This is a genomic window from Agrobacterium sp. Ap1 (genome assembly GCF_017313375.1).
In the GTDB taxonomy this organism is placed as follows: Bacteria; Pseudomonadota; Alphaproteobacteria; order Rhizobiales; family Rhizobiaceae; genus Neorhizobium; species Neorhizobium cellulosilyticum.
In genome coordinates this window covers 78,825-97,133 of record NZ_JAFLMY010000001.1, presented here as the reverse complement: position 1 = coordinate 97,133, position 18,309 = coordinate 78,825, and the positions used below count along the sequence as shown (strand labels likewise).

At 59.6% G+C, this 18,309-nt stretch carries 19 protein-coding genes; 9 read left to right on the top strand and 10 right to left on the bottom strand.

Annotated features, from left to right (window positions below):
• Window positions 1–167: 167 nt before the first annotated feature.
• Complete coding sequence (locus tag JZX87_RS00490) at window positions 168–398, top strand: hypothetical protein (protein WP_183821171.1); 231 nt, start codon at window positions 168–170, stop codon at window positions 396–398.
• A gap of 79 nt (window positions 399–477) precedes the next feature.
• Here JZX87_RS00490 and JZX87_RS00485 read toward each other — a convergent pair whose 3' ends face one another.
• A complete protein-coding gene (locus tag JZX87_RS00485; RefSeq protein WP_206822960.1) occupies window positions 478–1,365 on the bottom strand; it encodes a DMT family transporter in 888 nt (295 codons plus the stop codon).
• 273 nt (window positions 1,366–1,638) lie between these two features.
• On the opposite strand from JZX87_RS00485, the gene JZX87_RS00480 reads away from it, so the two are divergent.
• The 4 genes from JZX87_RS00480 (at window position 1,639) to JZX87_RS00465 (ending at window position 7,421) form a co-directional block, all read left to right on the top strand.
• Entirely contained in the window at window positions 1,639–2,937 is a 1,299-nt protein-coding gene (locus JZX87_RS00480; protein ID WP_148145843.1) for an adenylosuccinate synthase, read from the top strand.
• A gap of 58 nt (window positions 2,938–2,995) precedes the next feature.
• A complete protein-coding gene (locus JZX87_RS00475; protein WP_206822959.1) occupies window positions 2,996–5,302 on the top strand; it encodes a hypothetical protein in 2,307 nt (768 codons plus the stop codon).
• Between the two features lie 150 nt (window positions 5,303–5,452).
• Window positions 5,453–5,896, top strand: a complete 444-nt coding sequence (locus tag JZX87_RS00470) for a DUF2946 family protein (RefSeq protein ID WP_206822958.1) — start codon at window positions 5,453–5,455, stop codon at window positions 5,894–5,896.
• Window positions 5,897–6,011: 115 nt separating this feature from the next.
• Window positions 6,012–7,421, top strand: a complete 1,410-nt coding sequence (locus JZX87_RS00465) for a PepSY-associated TM helix domain-containing protein (RefSeq protein ID WP_206822957.1) — start codon at window positions 6,012–6,014, stop codon at window positions 7,419–7,421.
• A gap of 79 nt (window positions 7,422–7,500) precedes the next feature.
• Here JZX87_RS00465 and JZX87_RS00460 read toward each other — a convergent pair whose 3' ends face one another.
• From JZX87_RS00460 to JZX87_RS00430, 7 genes are all read right to left on the bottom strand, one after another.
• A complete protein-coding gene (locus JZX87_RS00460; protein ID WP_206822955.1) occupies window positions 7,501–8,556 on the bottom strand; it encodes a 2,3-butanediol dehydrogenase in 1,056 nt (351 codons plus the stop codon).
• Window positions 8,557–8,751: 195 nt separating this feature from the next.
• Window positions 8,752–9,654: an RNA polymerase sigma factor RpoH gene (rpoH, locus tag JZX87_RS00455; RefSeq protein WP_148145838.1), complete on the bottom strand. Its 903-nt coding sequence runs from the start codon at window positions 9,652–9,654 to the stop codon at window positions 8,752–8,754.
• Between the two features lie 196 nt (window positions 9,655–9,850).
• A complete protein-coding gene (locus JZX87_RS00450) occupies window positions 9,851–10,636 on the bottom strand; it encodes a class I SAM-dependent methyltransferase (protein WP_206822954.1) in 786 nt (261 codons plus the stop codon).
• Window positions 10,637–11,000: 364 nt separating this feature from the next.
• The gene (locus tag JZX87_RS00445) at window positions 11,001–11,306 is read right to left on the bottom strand and encodes a DUF1127 domain-containing protein (RefSeq protein WP_206822953.1); all 306 of its coding nucleotides are present in this window, start codon (window positions 11,304–11,306) and stop codon (window positions 11,001–11,003) included.
• Window positions 11,307–11,392: 86 nt separating this feature from the next.
• The gene (locus JZX87_RS00440; protein ID WP_206822950.1) at window positions 11,393–11,566 is read right to left on the bottom strand and encodes a hypothetical protein; all 174 of its coding nucleotides are present in this window, start codon (window positions 11,564–11,566) and stop codon (window positions 11,393–11,395) included.
• Window positions 11,567–11,685: 119 nt separating this feature from the next.
• The gene (locus JZX87_RS00435; protein ID WP_286193979.1) at window positions 11,686–12,522 is read right to left on the bottom strand and encodes a helix-turn-helix transcriptional regulator; all 837 of its coding nucleotides are present in this window, start codon (window positions 12,520–12,522) and stop codon (window positions 11,686–11,688) included.
• A 124-nt stretch (window positions 12,523–12,646) separates the two neighbouring features.
• Window positions 12,647–13,672 (bottom strand): RluA family pseudouridine synthase, encoded by a 1,026-nt coding sequence (locus tag JZX87_RS00430; RefSeq protein ID WP_206822949.1) that lies wholly within the window; start codon window positions 13,670–13,672, stop codon window positions 12,647–12,649.
• A 27-nt stretch (window positions 13,673–13,699) separates the two neighbouring features.
• Between JZX87_RS00430 and JZX87_RS00425 the strand changes: the two genes are divergently transcribed.
• The gene (locus tag JZX87_RS00425) at window positions 13,700–14,086 is read left to right on the top strand and encodes a hypothetical protein (RefSeq protein ID WP_148145834.1); all 387 of its coding nucleotides are present in this window, start codon (window positions 13,700–13,702) and stop codon (window positions 14,084–14,086) included.
• Window positions 14,086–14,907 carry a TrmH family RNA methyltransferase gene (locus JZX87_RS00420; RefSeq protein ID WP_206822948.1) on the top strand — a complete coding sequence of 274 codons (822 nt, stop codon included), beginning with the start codon at window positions 14,086–14,088 and terminating at the stop codon, window positions 14,905–14,907. The genes JZX87_RS00425 and JZX87_RS00420 overlap by 1 nt, the downstream gene beginning before the upstream one ends.
• Window positions 14,908–14,919: 12 nt before the next feature.
• On the opposite strand, the gene JZX87_RS00415 is transcribed toward JZX87_RS00420, so the two are convergent.
• On the bottom strand, window positions 14,920–16,059 hold the full coding sequence (locus JZX87_RS00415) for a coiled-coil domain-containing protein (RefSeq protein ID WP_206822945.1): 1,140 nt from the start codon (window positions 16,057–16,059) through the stop codon (window positions 14,920–14,922).
• 108 nt (window positions 16,060–16,167) lie between these two features.
• The gene (locus tag JZX87_RS00410) at window positions 16,168–16,677 is read right to left on the bottom strand and encodes a DUF1134 domain-containing protein (RefSeq protein WP_244654349.1); all 510 of its coding nucleotides are present in this window, start codon (window positions 16,675–16,677) and stop codon (window positions 16,168–16,170) included.
• Window positions 16,678–17,185: 508 nt separating this feature from the next.
• Between JZX87_RS00410 and chpT the strand changes: the two genes are divergently transcribed.
• Both chpT and JZX87_RS00400 read left to right on the top strand, forming a co-directional pair.
• Window positions 17,186–17,833, top strand: a complete 648-nt coding sequence (chpT, locus tag JZX87_RS00405) for a histidine phosphotransferase ChpT (RefSeq protein ID WP_148145830.1) — start codon at window positions 17,186–17,188, stop codon at window positions 17,831–17,833.
• A gap of 106 nt (window positions 17,834–17,939) precedes the next feature.
• Window positions 17,940–18,302, top strand: a complete 363-nt coding sequence (locus JZX87_RS00400) for a response regulator (RefSeq protein ID WP_148145829.1) — start codon at window positions 17,940–17,942, stop codon at window positions 18,300–18,302.
• Window positions 18,303–18,309 lie beyond the last annotated feature (7 nt).

The following is an 18,309-nucleotide window of genomic DNA, read 5'->3' as shown; positions in this document are numbered from 1 at the left end:
TGTTTTCTGCCTGACGGGTGATCTTTCCTGTGCCAAGCCGGGAAAAAGAGCCATTTCAGTAAAATTGCATCTTTCCATTTAAGCCCGCCGAAAAGTTGTCCCGCCTAAAGTCGTGCCAGAACGAAACGCGATGGTCAGAGAGCCGTCCGTAAAACAGGGTTCAGGCAATGATCAGGAAGCTTATTATTTCGGCGGCTGTTCTGGCCGCACTTATCCACGGCAAGGAAGCCAGTGCTGCTGGCCCAGGCGGCTTTGCACGCGAACTTGCATCCGTTGTCGTCAAACAGGCCGAAGTGGACCATGCAATTACCGACGTGGATGTCTATTTCGACATGTTTGGCTCAGATGAAGCCAAGTCGATAGCCGTGCAGGATTGCTTCGACTGCATCGACATCTAGTGCTCGCGGATGGTCGGCGCTGATTGCCGGCGGGTGTTGCGCCTGTCTCTATTGTCTCTATTTCGACATTTGCCGGACCTCAGGTGAGGGCCGGCTTTCCGCGTTCGGCTATGGCTATGCCGCCAAGCGCCAGGACCAGTGCGATGACATGGAACAGCTGTAACTGCTCGCCGAGAAGCATGACCGAGAGAAGCGTACCGAAGACGGGCACGAGATTGATGAACAGCCCGGCGCGGTTGGCGCCAATGTCCGTCACGCCTCTGATATAGAGGACCTGAGCCACGAGTGAGGCAAATACGGCCGTGTAGAGCGCCACCATCCAGCCCGTCATATCCGGCCAGATCATACCGCCACTCGAATATTCCCAGCCTGCGAGCGGAATGCTGAAGACAAGCGCAAATAGCGCCGGCACTGCCATCAGGCTTTTCCAGCTGATCGGCGGGCGCCATCTGAGTGCGATCGTGTAGAGAGCATAGGCGGCGATCGCTATGATCATGATCGCGTCACCGAAGTTGACCGTCAGGGTGACGAGCGTGGCGAAATCCCCGTGAGCTGCAGTCAACAGACTACCGATTGCGGTCAGGCTGAAACCGACGATCTGGAGCCAGGACACTTTCGTTCTGAACAACGCGAAATTCAGGATGAAGATGAGGACGGGAATCAGCGTCTGCTCGACTGTGACGTTGATCGCGCTTGTATAGGTTGCGGCTGTGTAGAGCACCGCGTTGAAGACGACGTAGCCCACGATGCCGAGGAAGCCGAGCACGGGAATATTCGCGCGGATCACCGGCCAGTCCCGGCGCAAATCCTTCAGCGAGATGGCGAAGATGATGACGACGGCAAAGAACCAGCGCCAGAAGGTCAGCATCATCGGGCTGATATGGCCGATCGCAAGCTTGCCTGCGACTGCATTGCCGCCCCAGCACAGCGTGGCGATGACGAGAAACAGATAGGCTTGGCGATGCACGTTGCCTCCTAGACACGCCGCCCTGCCGACGCCAGTATGCTCTTACGATTTGGCAAATAGCGTGCGGTTTTGGCCTTTGTCACGCAAAAACCTTGTCGCAGTCACAAACAGGTCGCTTTCCTCACGCCAAGGCATTATAGATGCGCGCGTTTGTGGAGCCGTTGGCCGTGACCGACCGGCTTCGAGAAAAAGAACTTGTGTAAGGCTCGCTGTCGATCGAGGTCATAGACCGGCATCGTCGAGCGGGTTTCGTCCAAAGGGCAGGAAGCAGATATGACGAACTGTGTCGTAGTGGGTTCGCAATGGGGGGATGAGGGCAAGGGCAAGATTGTCGACTGGCTCTCGGAGCGCGCCGACATCGTTGTGCGTTACCAAGGCGGTCATAATGCCGGCCATACGCTCGTCATCGATGGCGTCAGCTACAAGCTGTCGCTCCTGCCTTCCGGCGTCGTTCGTCCAGGCAAGATGGCTGTCATCGGTAATGGCGTCGTCGTCGATCCGCATGCGCTGATTGCCGAAATGGGCCGGCTTGCTGCCCAGGGTGTGACCGTAACCCCCGAAAACCTGCGAATCGCTGAAAATGCCACGCTGATCCTGTCGCTCCACCGCGAGCTCGACGGCATGCGTGAAGACGCCGCCTCCAACAGCGGCACGAAGATCGGCACGACCCGGCGTGGCATCGGCCCGGCTTACGAAGACAAGGTCGGCCGCCGCGCCATCCGCGTCATGGATCTGGCCGACCGCGATGCGCTGGAAGCCAAGGTCGAGCGCATTCTCACCCATCACAATGCCCTGCGTCGTGGTTTCGGTGCTCCGGAAGTCGAGCACAAGGACATCATGGAGGAACTGACCTCCATCGCCGATACGGTCCTGCCGTTCATGGACAGCGTCTGGCAGTTGCTGGACAAGGAGCGCCGCAAGGGTTCGCGCATCCTGTTCGAGGGTGCGCAGGGCTCGCTGCTCGATATCGACCACGGTACCTATCCGTTCGTCACCTCGTCGAACACCGTTGCCGGCCAGGCCGCTGCCGGTTCCGGCATGGGGCCGGGTTCGCTCGGTTATATCCTCGGCATCACCAAGGCTTACACGACACGCGTCGGCGAAGGCCCGTTCCCGACGGAACTGACGGACGAAATCGGACAGTTTCTTGGGGAAAAAGGTCATGAATTCGGCACCGTGACGGGCCGCAAGCGCCGTTGCGGCTGGTTCGATGCTGCTCTTGTGCGCCAGTCGGTTGCAACCAACGGCATTACCGGCATCGCGCTGACCAAGCTCGACGTTCTCGATGGTCTCGAAGAGCTGAAGATCTGCGTCGGCTATATGCTTGACGGCCAGAAAATCGATTATCTGCCGGCTTCGCAGGCCGCTCAGGCGCGTGTCGAGCCGATCTACATCACGCTCGAAGGCTGGAAGGAATCGACGGTCGGCGCCCGCACCTGGGCCGAACTTCCTGCCCAGGCGATCAAGTATGTGCGCCAGGTCGAAGAGCTTATCGGTGCCCCGGTTGCACTGTTGTCCACAAGCCCGGAACGCGACGACACGATACTTGTGACCGACCCGTTTGAAGATTAATGTCAAGAATTGATTATCCATTCGGCCGGCCGATGCCGGCTACCATGAGAAAGTGCTGATGGCTGATTTTGTAGCGGTGATCCGCCGCGCTGTTGACGGTTTGGCGACCAACACGCCCGAGGCGCGCACGCGGGTTTATGAAAAGGCCCGCGGTGCCGTCCAGCGCCAGCTTGAGAACATGAAGCCTCGTCCGCCGGAGGAAATGCTGCGGCGGCAGATGGACAAGCTGGAAGCGGCCATCATCGAGGTCGAGACCGAGCATGCGGAAGCGCTTCCGGCGGAGCCGGAGGTAGCTGTCGCTCCTGCGCCGGTGCCCTATGAGGCGCCGGAACCGGTCGAGGAATATGCCGAAGAGCCGGCAGCAGCCGCGGAACCACAGTATGCGGAAGAGCTTGCCGCTTCGCATTCTCTTGCCGAACCCTATAGGGAAGAGGAACCTGCCGAGGCAGAAACCGTAGCCGAACCCTATCGCGAGCCGGAAACGCATTGGGAAGAAGCGCCACATTCCGAGGCCGCAGCGAAACCGGCAGAGCACGACTGGCGGGAAGCCGCCGAAGAGCCTGTGGCAGAGCGCTACGGCGATTGGCGTGACGATGTTCCCGAGGAAAAGGTCGAATATCCGCAGCAGGTTGCTGTCGAGGAGACGACCTATAGCCCTGAAGCTGATTCGCGCGAGGAAGCCTCTCCATTCGCCGAAGAACGCCATGAAACGCATTCCTTTGCGGAACGTGACTCTGCTCCCGCTGAATGGCAGGTAGAACCGCAGGCGCCGACGCAGGATTACGTCGCACCGGAAACCGTATCTGCGGACCACACGACATGGGCCGCCCCGGAACGGGAGCCGGTTCACCAGGCCGAAGAACATCGTGCAGACTCGGCGTGGAACGAGGTCGACGCCCTTACCCGCCATCTCGATGCCGGACATCGCAGCGCGCCGGTTGCCGCCCATTTCGGGGAGGAGATGCATGTCTCCGCCGAGCCGGTCCGCATGCCGCCAGCGACAGATATGCCGCAGACATCCCGGCCGGCGGACGAAGTCGACGAAGACCCGTTCGCAGCCTATGTAAACGCGCAGCCTTCCGCGCCCGTGGAGCAGCCGAAACAGGCACAGCCGCAGTCGCAGCAGGATGAGCAGCGTGACCCGTGGAGCGATCTGGAAGATCTGATCGGCTACACGAAGGATGCACCTTCTTCGGAGCAGAAGCCGCAAAAGGCGGCCGATGAAGATGATTTCAGCGATCTGCTGTCGCCGCCGGCCAAGCCCTATCGGGTGACGCCGGTTCGCAAGCGCAACTATGCCGGCATGATCCTCGGGCTTCTCGGCCTGATCATCATCGGCGGTGGCGCTTATGGTGCCTGGATGTATCGCGACAAGCTCAACGACATGGTTGGCGGTCTGATGCCGTCGGGCTCCAGCACGAGCGAAACGGCTCAGCAGACGCCTGCTGCGAGCGCGCCGGCAAATTCCGGTACTGCCGCACAGCCGCCCGCTGCCCAGCCTCAGCAGAGCGCATCAACGCCTGCGCAACCACAGACGACCACGCCGCCGCCGGCTGACGGTTCGTCGACCGCGACGAAGTTCACGCAGAGGCTTCTCGAAAACGGAAGCGAAGTCGATGCAGGCCCGGGTGATGCGGGTAGCCTCGCGCAAAATGCCGAGGGACAGTCTGTTGCCCAGTTGAATGCCCCGCCGGCCGATCCCGCACCCGCAGCACCTTCGACCACCGGTACGGCAACTCCTCCTGCCGGAACTGCGGCACCGGCAACGCCCAGCGCGTCGGCGACAGAAGTGCCTGCTGCTGCCGGCGAGAAGATGTTCCTTTACGAGGAGCGTATCGGGCAATCCGCGCCAACAGCTATCGAAGGTAGTGTCTCCTGGTCTCTCCAGCGTGAGCCGGGCCAGAATGGGGGGCCGGCGGAACCCGTGGTCCAGGGCCGTATCACAATTCCGGGTCGTGGCCTGACCGCCCTTCTGACCGTCAAGAAGAACAGCGATTCGTCGCTGCCGGCGAGCCATCTGATCGAGATCGTCTTCGCAGTCCCACCGGACTTTGAAGGCGGTGCCATCGACAGCGTTCTGCGGATCGCGATGAAGCAGACCGAGCAGGATCGTGGAAACGCACTGGTTGCCGTTCCGGCGAAGATCACCGACGATTTCCACATGATCGCTCTCAACGACTTCCCGGATGCGCAGAGGACCAATCTCGAGCTCCTGCGGACCCGCAATTGGATCGACATCCCGCTTGCCTATCGCAACGGTCGCCGCGCTCTGCTGACCCTGCAGAAGGGACCTGATGGCGTGAAGGCTTTCGACGAGGCGATCCGCGAGTGGAGCCAGAACACGACCGGCCAGACCGGCCAGTAAGTATCGCTCAAGCAAAATCAGAAGGCCCGCAGGTTTGAAAACCTTGCGGGCTTTTTCTTTTGGTGGGTTGTGGTTGGGCCGAATGTCGCGCGACGATATGCGCTAATGTCGCATTGACAATCATCACCTTGATTGTGATGAGGTTCAGCCATGCGTTTCCTTCGGCACCTTATCAGAGACGGATTTTGCGGCGGCCCTTCGGCCGCTCTGATCGGCGTGCTGATGGCGCTGCAAGCCTTGATCGGCGGATTCGGCACCGGTGCGATGGCATTTGCCTCTCCTGCGGAAATGGTCATCTGTTCCACCGATAGTGTCGGTGATCATTCGCAGCATGCGGTTGATCCGCATGCTGGCCATGGCGGGAAGCATGGTTCGGGTGAGCCGAAAAACGCCAAGCATGCCACGGATTGCTGTCTGACCGCCTGCCAGGTGGCGGCTGCGGTCCATGTCGGTATTCCGTCCAAGGCGCCGGCACCGGTCGGGCGCATCGCGATCGACGCGGCGACGCTTGTTTCCGTAGTCGAGGCGTCCGTCACCCCGCGGAAGCTCGGCCTTAGCGGCGATGCAAGAGGCCCGCCGATCCTTCCAGTCTGACGTCACGTTTCCCGCCGGTTTCTACCGGCTGTCGTCCTATTGGAGATCATCATGACCTTTTCCCGGATAGTTCTTCCGGCGTCGCTGTGCGCAGCGTCCTTTTTGGGAGGCGCATATGCAGGCTGAGCCCGCGCAACCGTCCTTTGCCGCCATCAGGCAGTTCATCACGCGCCTTCACTTCTATGTCGGCCTGTTCGTCGGGCCTTTCCTGCTTGTTGCTGCGGTAACCGGCACGCTTTACGTGCTCACGCCGCAGATCGAGAGCATGTTTTACAGCGATCAGCTAGTCGCGCGCACTGCCGGCCCCGAGCATCCGCTGTCGGAGCAGATCGCGGCGGCAAGGGCATTGATCGGAGAGGCGCCGCGGCTGTTTGCCGTGAGGCCCGCGACCGCGCCTGGGCTGACAACGCGGGTGATGTTCACCCAGCCTGATCTGGGGGAATCCGAAACCCGCACTGTGTTCGTCGATCCGGCATCGCTGGCGGTTCAGGGCGAGTTGATCACCTATGGTACGAGCGGCATCCTGCCGTTACGCATCACGCTCGATTACCTGCATCGCAACCTGCTGCTCGGTGATATCGGACGGCATTACAGCGAGCTTGCCGCATCCTGGTTGTGGTTCTCGATCCTCGGGGGCCTGCTGCTGTGGTATTGGCAGCGAAGCGTGGCGCGTCCCAAGGCTGCCAAGGTCAGTGGCTGGCAGCGTTCGCGCAGGCTCCATACGCTGATCGGCCTGTGGACGGCGCTGGGCCTGCTGTTTCTCTCCGCAACCGGGCTTACCTGGTCGCGCTGGGCGGGTGGCAATATCGATACGTTCCGCAACGAAGTCGGCTGGATCACGCCGGCCATCACCACGGCGCTCAATCCGCAGGCGGAAGAGCCGGTTCTGGGCGAGCATGCGGCGCACGGCATGGGTGCGGCGGTCGAGACGGCACCGCCGGTTTCCGAAGCGGATATGGTTGCCCGTTTTGATCGAGTGGTCAGCTCAGCTCGCGCAGTCGGTATCGATTCGCCGATGATCGAGATCCGGCCGCCGCGCACCGTTGGCCAGGCATTCCGTGTCAGCGAGTATGATCGCAGCTGGCCGACGCAGGTGGATACGATCGCCGTCGATCCCTCCAATTTCAACGTCACGAGCCGGGCGGATTTCGAAGCGTTTCCGATCGTCGCCAAGCTGATCCGTTGGGGGATCGATGCCCATATGGGCGTGCTGTTCGGTGTTGCCAATCAGGTCTTGATGGCGGTGCTCGGCCTCGCGCTGACAGCGATGATCATCTACGGCTACCGCATGTGGTGGCTGCGCCGTCCCGCGCCCGGCGCATCGGCACGAACGCTGATCCGCAGCTTTTCCTACCTGCCGCCCGTCGCCAAGATCACGGCGCTTGCGGTGGCTCTTGTCTTCGGTATCGCCCTGCCGGTGATGGGTGTCAGCCTGCTGGTCTTCCTGTTGATCGATTTCTTCCGTGCGGCGCTTGCGGAGATGATGGAGGCCGAACGGCGCAACATGCCGCCGGGCATGCGCTGAGGCGAAGAGCTGCAACAAAAAAACAAGCCCGCGGTGATCGCCGCGGGCTTGTCGTTTATCTAAGCGATTTTGGGACCGATCAATCGGGGGAGCGAACCAGAATCTTGATCTGGCTCTTTTCCGCAACCAGCGTATCGAACCCTTGGGCAACGATATCGTCCAGTTCGATGCGCTTGGTCACCAGTTTCTCGGCGGAGAAATAGCCCTGGACCATGAGGTTCATGACGGCCGGGAAGACGTCGCGATAGGCGATCGTGCCCTTCAGGCTCTTTTCCTTCAGGACCACCGTGTTGGGCTGGAAGGGGGCTTCCTTTTCCCAGATCGAGACGATGACCGTCTCGCCCTCATAGCGGGTCGCGTCGATGCATTGCTGAAGGACGGCAGGCACGCCGGTGACTTCGAACGTGACATCAACGCCGCCGGGCGTCAGTTCGCGGATCCGCTGGGCTGCGTTTTCCTTGGACGGGTCGATTATGCTGGTGGCGCCGAGTTCGATCGCCTTGGCGCCACGCTGCGGAGAAAGCTCGACGACATGGATGGCGGAAGCGCCTGCCACCTTCAGGGCTTCGACCACGAGCAAGCCGATCGGGCCGGCGCCGAAGACGGCTGCGGTGCCGCCAGCCTTTAGGCTGGAAATGCGCACGGCATGCAGGGCGACCGCTGCCGGCTCGACGAGAGCGCCCTGTTCGTAAGACAGCCCCTCGGGCATCTTGTGGACCCAGCGCTCGCCCACCGTCGTGTAGCCGGCAAAACCGCCGCCGCCACCGGAAAGGCCGTGGAAGCCGAGATTGTCGCAGAGATTGTATTTGCCGTGGAAGCAGGCATCACACTTGCCGCAGGCGAGGATCGGCTCGACCACGACGCGGTCGCCCGGCTTGACGCGCTCGACACCTTCGCCGATTTCGGACACTTCGCCGGAGAATTCGTGGCCCATGATGATCGGGGCGACGTCGTGGCTGACCGGATGCGGAGCCTTGACCGGCACGAAGATCGGGCCTGCCACATATTCATGCAGGTCGCTGCCGCAGATGCCGGCCCATTTGACCTTGATCTTCACCTGTCCTGCTGCGGGCTTCGGCTCGCTGACTTCCTCGACGCGAATATCCTTGGCGCTGTACCAGCGTGCTGCTTTCATTGCTTATTCTCCTCTAGGCTCTGACTTGCGCAGTCAGTCGGTTCTATCGGGGAAGCATGCGGAACTTGATGCACGACAGCGTGAGGGAAACTCGAAACCTGGTCAAAGTGTCGCAGCTTTGAGACAGGTGCGGATACAAAAAAGCCGCAACCATTTGGCCGCGGCTTTTCTAAATTAGTCTTTATTTTTGGATGATTAGGCGTCGACCACGCGCAGGGCCTGGGCCTGTGCGAGGGCTTCCTTCTGAACGGCGTCCTGCACTTTTTCGAAGGCGCGGACCTCGATCTGGCGCACGCGCTCGCGGCTGATGTCGAATTCCGACGACAGCTCCTCCAGCGTGATCGGATCTTCGGTCAGGCGACGGGCCTCGAAGATGCGGCGTTCACGATCGTTCAGCACGCTCAGCGCCTTTGCCAGCATACGGCGGCGCGTATCAAGCTCGTCCTGTTCGATCAGCACGTCTTCCTGGCTGTCCGAGTCATCCACCAGCCAATCCTGCCACTGGCCGGCTTCGCCTTCGGAGGCGCGGATAGGCGCGTTCAGCGATGCGTCGCCAGAAAGCCGGCGGTTCATCGAGATGACCTCTTCCTCGGACACATTCAGCTTGGTGGCGATCTCTGCGACCTGATCAGGCTTCAGATCGCCTTCATCGATCGCCTGAATCTTGCCCTTGAGGCGGCGCAGGTTGAAGAACAGGCGCTTCTGGTTGGCGGTCGTGCCCATCTTCACCAGCGACCACGAGCGCAGGATGTATTCCTGGATCGAGGCCTTGATCCACCACATGGCGTAGGTGGCAAGGCGGAAGCCGCGTTCAGCGTCGAATTTCTTCACGGCCTGCATCAGGCCGACATTGCCCTCGGAGACCACTTCGCCGATCGGCAGGCCGTAGCCGCGATAACCCATGGCGATCTTTGCCACGAGACGAAGGTGGCTGGTCACCAGCTTGTGGGCGGCATCACGGTCGCCATGCTCGGCGTAACGCTTCGCAAGCATGTATTCCTGCTGGGGTTCCAGCATGGGGAACTTGCGGATTTCGTCGAGATAACGATTGAGGCCGGCTTCCCCGGCGGTAATGGAAGGCAAAGTATTGCGGGCCATAAAGCACCCCTTTCCAAACGTTGTCGGCTCCCTCAGACGTCTATTGTCCCTGCTTGAAGGCGAACCGAATATGGCGCGGATCGTTCCCGATCCCGCACCAATGCAGGTATCAAGTAAGTACGGCGGAACAGTGATTCAAGATATCACGAAGGCGTTATATCATTACGTTTTGGTAATGCTTCTGCGCCTTTTCGGGTCACCGATAGACCCGTTCCGAAAGGGCTCTCATTCCTGACCTGACCATCATTTCATAGACCATGCGGCGGGCTATCGGATTGTGCAATCTTACTGCCTTGGAGCCGAGGAAGTCGGTTTCGACGTGATCGAAGGCGCGAAGGTCGGCGGCATCATCGATGATGCGGCGATAGAAATCGTGAAACTGCCTGCGACACACATAGGTCTTGTACTTGGTCATGCAGAAGGTTGCGAGTTCGTGCTGTCGTTCCCGCAGAAAGTCGGTCACGCCGACGGTCACTTCCGGCCATGCCGGATTGAACGTGTCGTCGAACGCGATGATGCCGTGCGGAGCCAGCGTGCTGAGCGCCAGCATGCTGTCAGCGCTCACATGATGCAGCATATGTCCGCCATCAATGCTGAAGAAGCGCGTATGGCCGATCTTGCCGACGATCTCGTCTGGCTGAAGCTGCGTGCTGTCGCCGCTGATGACCAGATCCTGATCCACCGGCAGGTTCAGCCTCTCTCCATTGTCGATGAAACGCCGATATTGCGTAACCGTTTCTCCCGCCTTCTGCTCTATGTCGAACAGGTCGATCGCGAGGATCTTTTCGGTGCTGCCGCAGACTTTTTTGAAGAGAAAGTAAGAGCGTCCGTAAAACACGCCGATCTCGGCAATGCCGCCGCTCAAGCCATGTGCGCTTTGCGCCTGCAGCAAGGCCATGAACACAAGCGCATCGGGCGGATCGATATAGCCCTCGACGGTTTGCAGGTCCTTGAAGATGAATTTCCGGATATCTCCGTTCATATCGCTGGTCCTCTCCCGTTCGTAGGGCTGCCCCGGTGAGGCGAATGTGACAAGGAAAGTCGATGCGGACGGATGATCTATGAAGTCCTGATTTTCCTGATGTTCTTGCTGCTCTGCAGCAAAAAAGATTGATTCTGGTCTTTATTGTCTGTTTTCAAGGAATCTTCCTCGGTCTAGGTATTCCAAATAAGTACATTGTTTTCATAAATTGGAAATGTATTATTTTAATATTGTTTTTATGCAGTCGTTTCAGCCGCTGGTTGCTTTTATCTCTCTGGATGCATCGAATTCGGCCGTGCATCGATTTTCAGATGCACGGCCGCCACAATTGGTGGGTGGTTTGGTTGGCATGAACGTACCCGGGTTAGAGGCTGCGTTTTTCCAGATCATGTGCGCTGCTTCGGCGATAGCGGCTATAGCCGCCCCAGGCCTGGCAGCGGGAAAGGCCTATATCCTTGAGCTGTTCGTCATTCAGGTCCATCAGCGCAAATGCGGTGCGGCGCCGATTGAGCCATGCGGCGATCCTGCCAATGGGATTGGTGAAGAGGTTTTCCTTCTTCGCCGACTCCGATGAGACGCTTGTATTGCCATCCGCGTCGGGCGGCAGATCGAAGGCATAGTCTATCGGTTCCGGTGCGCGGCCAAAGGCCGCCCGGTTTTCATTCTTCATGATATCCTCCTGGGGTGTCGGCCTAATCTTTTCTGGCCGGGAAGGGGCGGCTGTTCAGCCGCTCCCGTTATTGCCATGCCCGAGGCTCAGCGGCCGGTATGGGCTCCTGTCGATGCGGCTGCGCGTGCTGCAGCTTCCGCTTCACGAAGAACGGTGGCGCATTCCTCGCAGCATACTTCGACGGTCTTTCCGCCTATCCTGACGGCGATGCGGGTGTCATCCAGTTCGCAATCGCACACGGCGCAGGTATTATCCTTCATCTCATCTCTCCGGTGTTTGGTTTCGATACGCTGAGGAAACACCCATCAGGGATTTTGCGCTGTCAGAATCTTTAGCGATCTGCAGTTCGGCGCCGCTGAAACGGTCATGTCGGCGCCAGTCAGCGCAGTCCGGCAAAACGCTGGAATTCGGCCGGCGTGCGGCCATAGGCTTGCCGGAAGGCAGAGGAAAAATGGCTGTGGCTGGAGAAGCCGAGATCGAGACCGAGCTCGGTCAGGTCGTCATAGCTGCCGAGCATGTCGAGCGCACGAGCAAGCCGGAGGCGCAGCTGGTAGCGATAAAGCGGCATGCCTTCCACCTTGCGGAAGACCTGGGTGAGATAGACGGGCGACACACCGGTCTCGTTGGCAATCTCCGACAATGTCCAACGTCGCGCGAGGTCGGAGGAAAGCAGTAGCTTGGTGCGGTTGACGAGTTTCTGGGTGCTGAAACCGGGTGTCGGGGGACGTGCGGTCCGCTCGCCGACGGAGCGGCGTACAAGTGTGAGCGCCAGAGCCTCGCCTTCCAGCGGTTCGGCGATCCGGTTGAGCAGGCTGTGGCGCAAGAGGGCCACCTGTGCCTGCGCGCGAGCATCTATGCCGAGGCGCTGCTTGTTGAAGGCGAATTTTTCTCCCGCGCGGCGATGGAGGGCGGGGACCACTTCGTCGAACAAGGCTTCCGGCAGGCCGACGCTGATCGAGCAGTCGCCACCTTCGACCGGGTGGCTTATGCGATAGACGTCTCCCTTGTTGAAGAACAGAACCTGGCTGGCCTCGGCCACCGCCTCGTCATCGCCAATATGGCGCATGAAGACGCCGCGATAGGGAAAGACGAGGCATGTGTTGTTCGCCGTCTCTTCCTCACTCATATGCCGGCATGCGCCGTCGCAAACGACATCCCAGACCGTAACGAGCTCGGTCTCCAGTAGTTTGGTCGATTGCATATGGCTCACGGACATGGCGACAGGGCATTCTCCCGGTAATCATCGCCGAGATATACGCTTGTTCGCGTTTTGTTTCCATACCCAAAAAATGGGGCGTAATCCTTCGCGACGAGGTTACGCCCGCTTCGCAAGTTTTGTCTTAGCCGCGCAGAGCTTCGACCAGTGCCACCATATCGTCTGGCATCGGTGCTTCGAATTCCATGATCTCGCCGGTGCGGGGATGTTCAAAGGCCAGCAGGAAGGCATGCAGGGCCTGGCGCGGGAAGGCGGCGACGACGCTTCTTACCGGTTCGGGTAGACGGTTCGCCTTGGTGCGGAAGCCGCCGGAATATTCCGGATCGCCGACCAGCGGATTGCCGACATGCGCCATGTGAACGCGGATCTGGTGGGTGCGGCCCGTTTCAAGCCTGCATTCGATCAGGGAGGCAAGCGCTGTGGCGTCAGGCGTTTCCTGAAAGCGCTCCATCACCTCGTAATGGGTGACCGCATGACGGGCGTCGGCGGAATCCTCGCGCTTGACCGCGCGCTTGGTGCGGTCGCCCGTGGCGCGGCCGAGCGGCGCGTCGATCGTGCCCTTCAACTGGCTTGGACGGCCCCAGACGACGGCTTGATAGGCGCGCTCCAGATCTCCCGAACGGCCGTGATCGGCGAATTGCTCGGCGAGATGGCGGTGGGCGATGTCGTTCTTGGCGGCAACCATGACGCCGCTCGTCTCCTTGTCGAGGCGATGAACGATGCCGGGACGCTTGACGCCACCGATGCCGGAAAGGCTTGCGCCGCAATGATGGATGAGCGCGTTGACCAGCGTGCCGGTCCAGTTGCCGGCGCCTGGATGGACGACTAGGCCGGCCGGCTTGGCGATGACGATCAGGTCGTCATCCTCATAGAGAACTTCAAGCGGAATATCCTCGCCCTTGGGCTCTGGATCCTCGGGTTCAGGCTGGACGAGTTCGATCACGTCGCCGGGCTGAATCTTCTTCTTCGGCTCGGTCACGACCTTTCCGTTGATCGTGACCGCACCTTCCTCGATGAGCGCCTTGATGCGGTTGCGGGACAATTCTCCGTTAACCTGTGCCGTCAGCCAGGCATCCAGCCTTCCGCCGTCGTCCTCTCCGGCATTCAGGACTTTCCTTGGCAGCCCGGCTTCGCTAAAGGTCTCGCTCATTCAATCATTCCGTTCAAAGGACAGTCCATGCCGCAGCCCGATCTCGAGGACAAGGAACAGCCACTCGATCCGGCCATGGAGCGTATCCGCCAGAAGATGGTGCGCCTGCAGCTCATTTCGGGCGGTATCTTGGTGGTGTGCTTTATGGCGGTCATTGCCGCCATTGTCTACAAGATCTCCCAGCGCCCGGAAGCGCCTGCGATTGCCGCTACCTCCGGTGGTTTCTCCGTTCCTGCCGATCAGCCGCTTGCCGTAACCGCGGCCCTGCCGCCGGGCTTCGATATCCAGCAGGTTTCGCTTTCGGGTAGCCAGGTGCTGTTTTACGGCGCACTGAACGGCACTCCGAAACTCTTCATCTTCGATCTCTCCGTCGGTCGAGTGATCGCCGACGTGACGGTCGGCCAGGGGCGGTGATGAATGTGATCCGCATCGAAAATGCGGATGATGCCCGCATCGACGAGTTCCGCTCCATTCGCGAACGGGATCTCGTCGGAAGGCATGGACGTTTCATCGCCGAGGGAACGGTAGTGCTGCGCATGCTGGCGGCGGCGCATAAGCGCGGTGGCGAGTTTTTAGCCGAGAAAATCCTCATTCTGGAAAACCGGCTTGCCGGGGTGGCCGACATTCTGGCCGATTTTCCGGCCGATGTGCCCGTCTATGTCGCCGACAGCGCGGTGCTGGACGGTATCGTCGGCTTTCACCTGCATCGTGGCATCCTTGCTGTCGGCAAACGGGTGAGGGACGTGCAGGCTTCGGAATTGCTTGCTTCGTTGCAGGACCGTGCGCTTGTGGCGGCCGCGATCGGCATATCCAATCACGACAATATCGGTTCGATCTTTCGCAATGCGGCAGCTTTCGGTGTCAGCGCCGTACTGCTCGATGAAAGCTGTTGCGATCCGCTTTATCGCAAGTCCCTGAGGGTGTCGGTCGGTGCCGTTTTGCAGGTTCCTTACGCGCGGGGCGGAACGACACTGGAGTTGGTGTCTGGTCTTTTCGAGAAAGGCTTTTCCGTGTGGGGGCTTTCTCCTGCCGGTCGAACGGAAATCCGCAAGGTTCAACCGCAGCCGCGGATGGCGCTTTTGACCGGAAGCGAGGGAAATGGCCTGCCCTCGGCGTTGATGGAAAAAATCGAGACGGCCAGCATCGCTCAGGCGCCAGGTCTCGACAGTCTCAATGCAGCGACAGCAACAGGTATCGCGCTTTATCAAATTGCCAGTGCCCAAGGGGGCATCTGACCGATCCCAGGCTTATTGATTTGTTGTCGATCCGCTGGTCGTTTCGAGCAGCGAGCGGACGCGTGTCGCGAGGCTCCGGCGTTCGCCTCCCGCAGGCTTGCCGGCAATCATGGCATTGATCGGCGATGATTTGCCCTCGGAGAGCGAAGTCATGGCCACCATGTTGGCGGCGATCGTTGCCATTTCCTCGCGCAATACGTCGTCGTTAGTGGTCGTCTTGGCATTCGCCACGCGCTCCGAAAGCGCCGTCGCACGGTTTCGCGAATCACCGGCAAGCTGGGTAACGCGGGCTTGCGTATCGTCATCCGATTTTGCCGGAGGGGCCTTTGTCGAGCTATTGGCGGGTGTTTCCTTTGCAACTGCCAAGGCCGGCTTCATCTCGCTCTTGACCGTCATCTTTTCACGCAAGCGGGCCAGCTCCTCGTTGCGACGCTCCAGCGCCGTTTCCTTGTCGGTCCTCAGGGACACTTCCTTGGTGAGTTTGTCTTCCAGCTTCGTAGAACGGTATTCCTCGTTGGCAAGGCGCGTTTCGGCTTCCTTGGCCCTTGCCGTCTGGATACGGACATCCTTGCGAAGAGTATCACGTTCCTCTCGCAGGGCACTGATGCGGAATTTCAGGTTCTCGACTTCGGTCTCTCGGGTCGAAAGGTCTATCCGGGTATTGTCCCGCTTGGATACGAGAAGCTCGATCTCCTGTTTCAATTCCTGGATATCTATATCCTTGCCGATGCTCTGTTCTTCCGAGGCCTCCAGCGCGGCCTTCAATTCGGCGATATAGCTTTCTTCCTGACGCAACTGCGATTTCAAGTCTGCGGCAGCAACATCCAGATTTTCGGCAACGGCCTTCAGTTCGATATTGTCGGCAGTGAGCCTGCGGACTTCGTCCCTGAGGTTGTCGCCCTGCAACGTCAGAGAGACGATCTTGTCCTTCTCCTGCACCAGCTCCTGCTTGGTGCGCGCATTTTCTGCTGCGTAGACGGCGCGCGCCATGTCGCGTTGGGCCCGCACTTCCTGCGGGCTGATCGGTACCGTGGCCCTAATGCGGTTTTCGGTGAAGACAACGATGCGGCGATGAATTGCAGGCGCAACCAGCATCGCGATCAGTAGGGCGCTCAGGAAGCCAAGGCCAAAAAGCAGAGCAAATTCGATCACGACCGGGCCGTCTTGGTGTGGATGTGCAGGGATGCACGTTTAAGCATGCAGATCAGAAAGCGGCAAGCACGCAGTTTGTCGTCAACTCGCCTCAACCCACAAGGAAAATCAGAAGGGGTTCCAGGTGGGCGAGCGGGTCAGCTTCAGATAGCCGATATTGACGCCCAGGCGTGCGCCAACACCCGTCCTGATCGGAACGAGGATGACGTTTTCGTTGCGCAGCACGGTCATGCCGACGCCTGCGACGACAAATGCGGAGCCGGATACGCCGCCGAACCTGGCATAAAGCGAATCAACCGATGGGAGATCGTAAACGAGCATCATCACGCGCGTGCCCTGACCACCATAGTCGATGCCAAGCGACGGGCCCTGCCAGAAGCTCGGGTGCTGGCCGGCATTCTTGGTGTAAAGCTGGCCTTCCCCATAGGTGAGGCCGGCGATGAAGGCGCCGGAGCCTTCCTGGCCGAGGATGTAACCATTCGGCAGACCGAATTTCTGGAAGGCGTTTTCCACCACCTTCGCAAGTCCGCCACTGGTAGAGCCGAAGAAGCCGTGACCTGCATCGACGACTTCCTGCAGCGAATACTGGTTGCTGTTTTGCTGCGCGGCAGCCGGCATGGCGCAAAGCCAGACAGTCGCAAACGCAGCGATCAGGGCATTCAGGCGAAGGGCGAGAGCGGAGACGTGGAGGCGGCGCATGTTCAGGTCCGTTTTTAATTCGTCCGTAAGGCGTAGCATCATGCTTCAGCGCGTACCATTCTGGCGAGATGATATTAACAACCAGTTAAGCATTTCAAATACTAAGATGTTGATATCTTTAAGGATGGGTACTGCTACGCATCGCTGACGTGACTTTTGCCATTCTTCCGGCAACCGTCTCCGACCCGTTACTGCAGCATGATTGGCTCGCTGAACTTGTCATTGTTGAGGCGTCGCCCGCCGTCATGGATGAAGAACAGATTGCCGAAATGGGACAATTCGACAATCTTTGTCATCTTCTTGAGCGTGGGCTTAATGGTCAATTTACCAAACGTAGTGTCATTATGCCGGCCTTATCGTTCCATCCCCGCACAACCTTGCCATGGCAAAGAGCGGCGGTTGGCGCCAGATGCATCAGGAGAACAGCATGCCGAAAAACCCCAATCTCACCCTGAGCGGTCCGGATCTGGCGGCACTCCTGTGCAGCCGTGTCTGCCATGACGTGATCTCGCCGGTCGGTGCAATCAACAATGGTCTCGAGCTCCTCGACGAGGGGGCTGCCGATGCCGACGCGCTCGATCTCATCCGCACTTCGGCGCTTAACGCCTCGGTACGTTTGAAGTTTGCTCGGCTTGCCTTCGGTGCTTCTGGTTCTGTTGGCGCATCTATCGATACCGGCGAAGCTGAAAAGGCTGCCAAGGATTTCGCTGCGGCAGAAAAGAAGACTGAGGTTACCTGGAGCGGTCCGAGGGCGATCATCCCGAAAAACCGGGTCAAGCTGCTGCTTAACCTGTTTCTCGTGGCCTATGCCGGCATCCCGCGTGGGGGGTCGGTGGAGGTCGAGCTTGAGAACCCGGAAACGGACGCCCGTTTCACAATCACGGTCAAAGGTCGGATGATGCGGGTTCCGGCCAAGTTCGTCGAGATCTGCACCGGCGTTCTGGAAGAGGCTGTCGATGCTCACACGATCCAGCCTTATTATACGGTTCTGCTTGCTGAAGAATGCGGCATGGATCTGAAGCACGTCGTTTCCGAAGACAAGATCAGCTTCATTGCGGAAATGGCGACCGAATAAGCTTAGGCGAGGGCGCCCCTTTCGGGGGCGCGTAACGTTTCGTTAGCCGCGATCCGCTATATCTGCAGGGTCTACCGCCGTGGCGGTCGCTGAAGGGGAGCGGGTGATGCAACGTCTGATGATCGCAGATAGTACTGATATTGTGCGGAAAGTCGGCAAGCGTATTCTTTCCGAACTGGGATTTCTTGTCGCTGAAGCGGGCGATTCTCGCGATGCGCTGAGAGGCTGCCAGACCGAACTGCCGAATTTCATGATCGTCGATGCGAGCCTCGACGGGGCGCTGGACCTGATTGCTGCCGTGCGTGCGCTACCCAACGGAAAGAGCGTTAAGATTTTCTACTGCGTCATTGAGGCTGATCTGAAGCGGATGATGGCAGGCAAGCGGGCAGGGGCCGACGATTTCCTGCTGAAGCCATTCGACCGCAAGATCCTCACTTCGGTGTTTTCTCCTTACGCTGCCGCAGCCTGATCGCGGC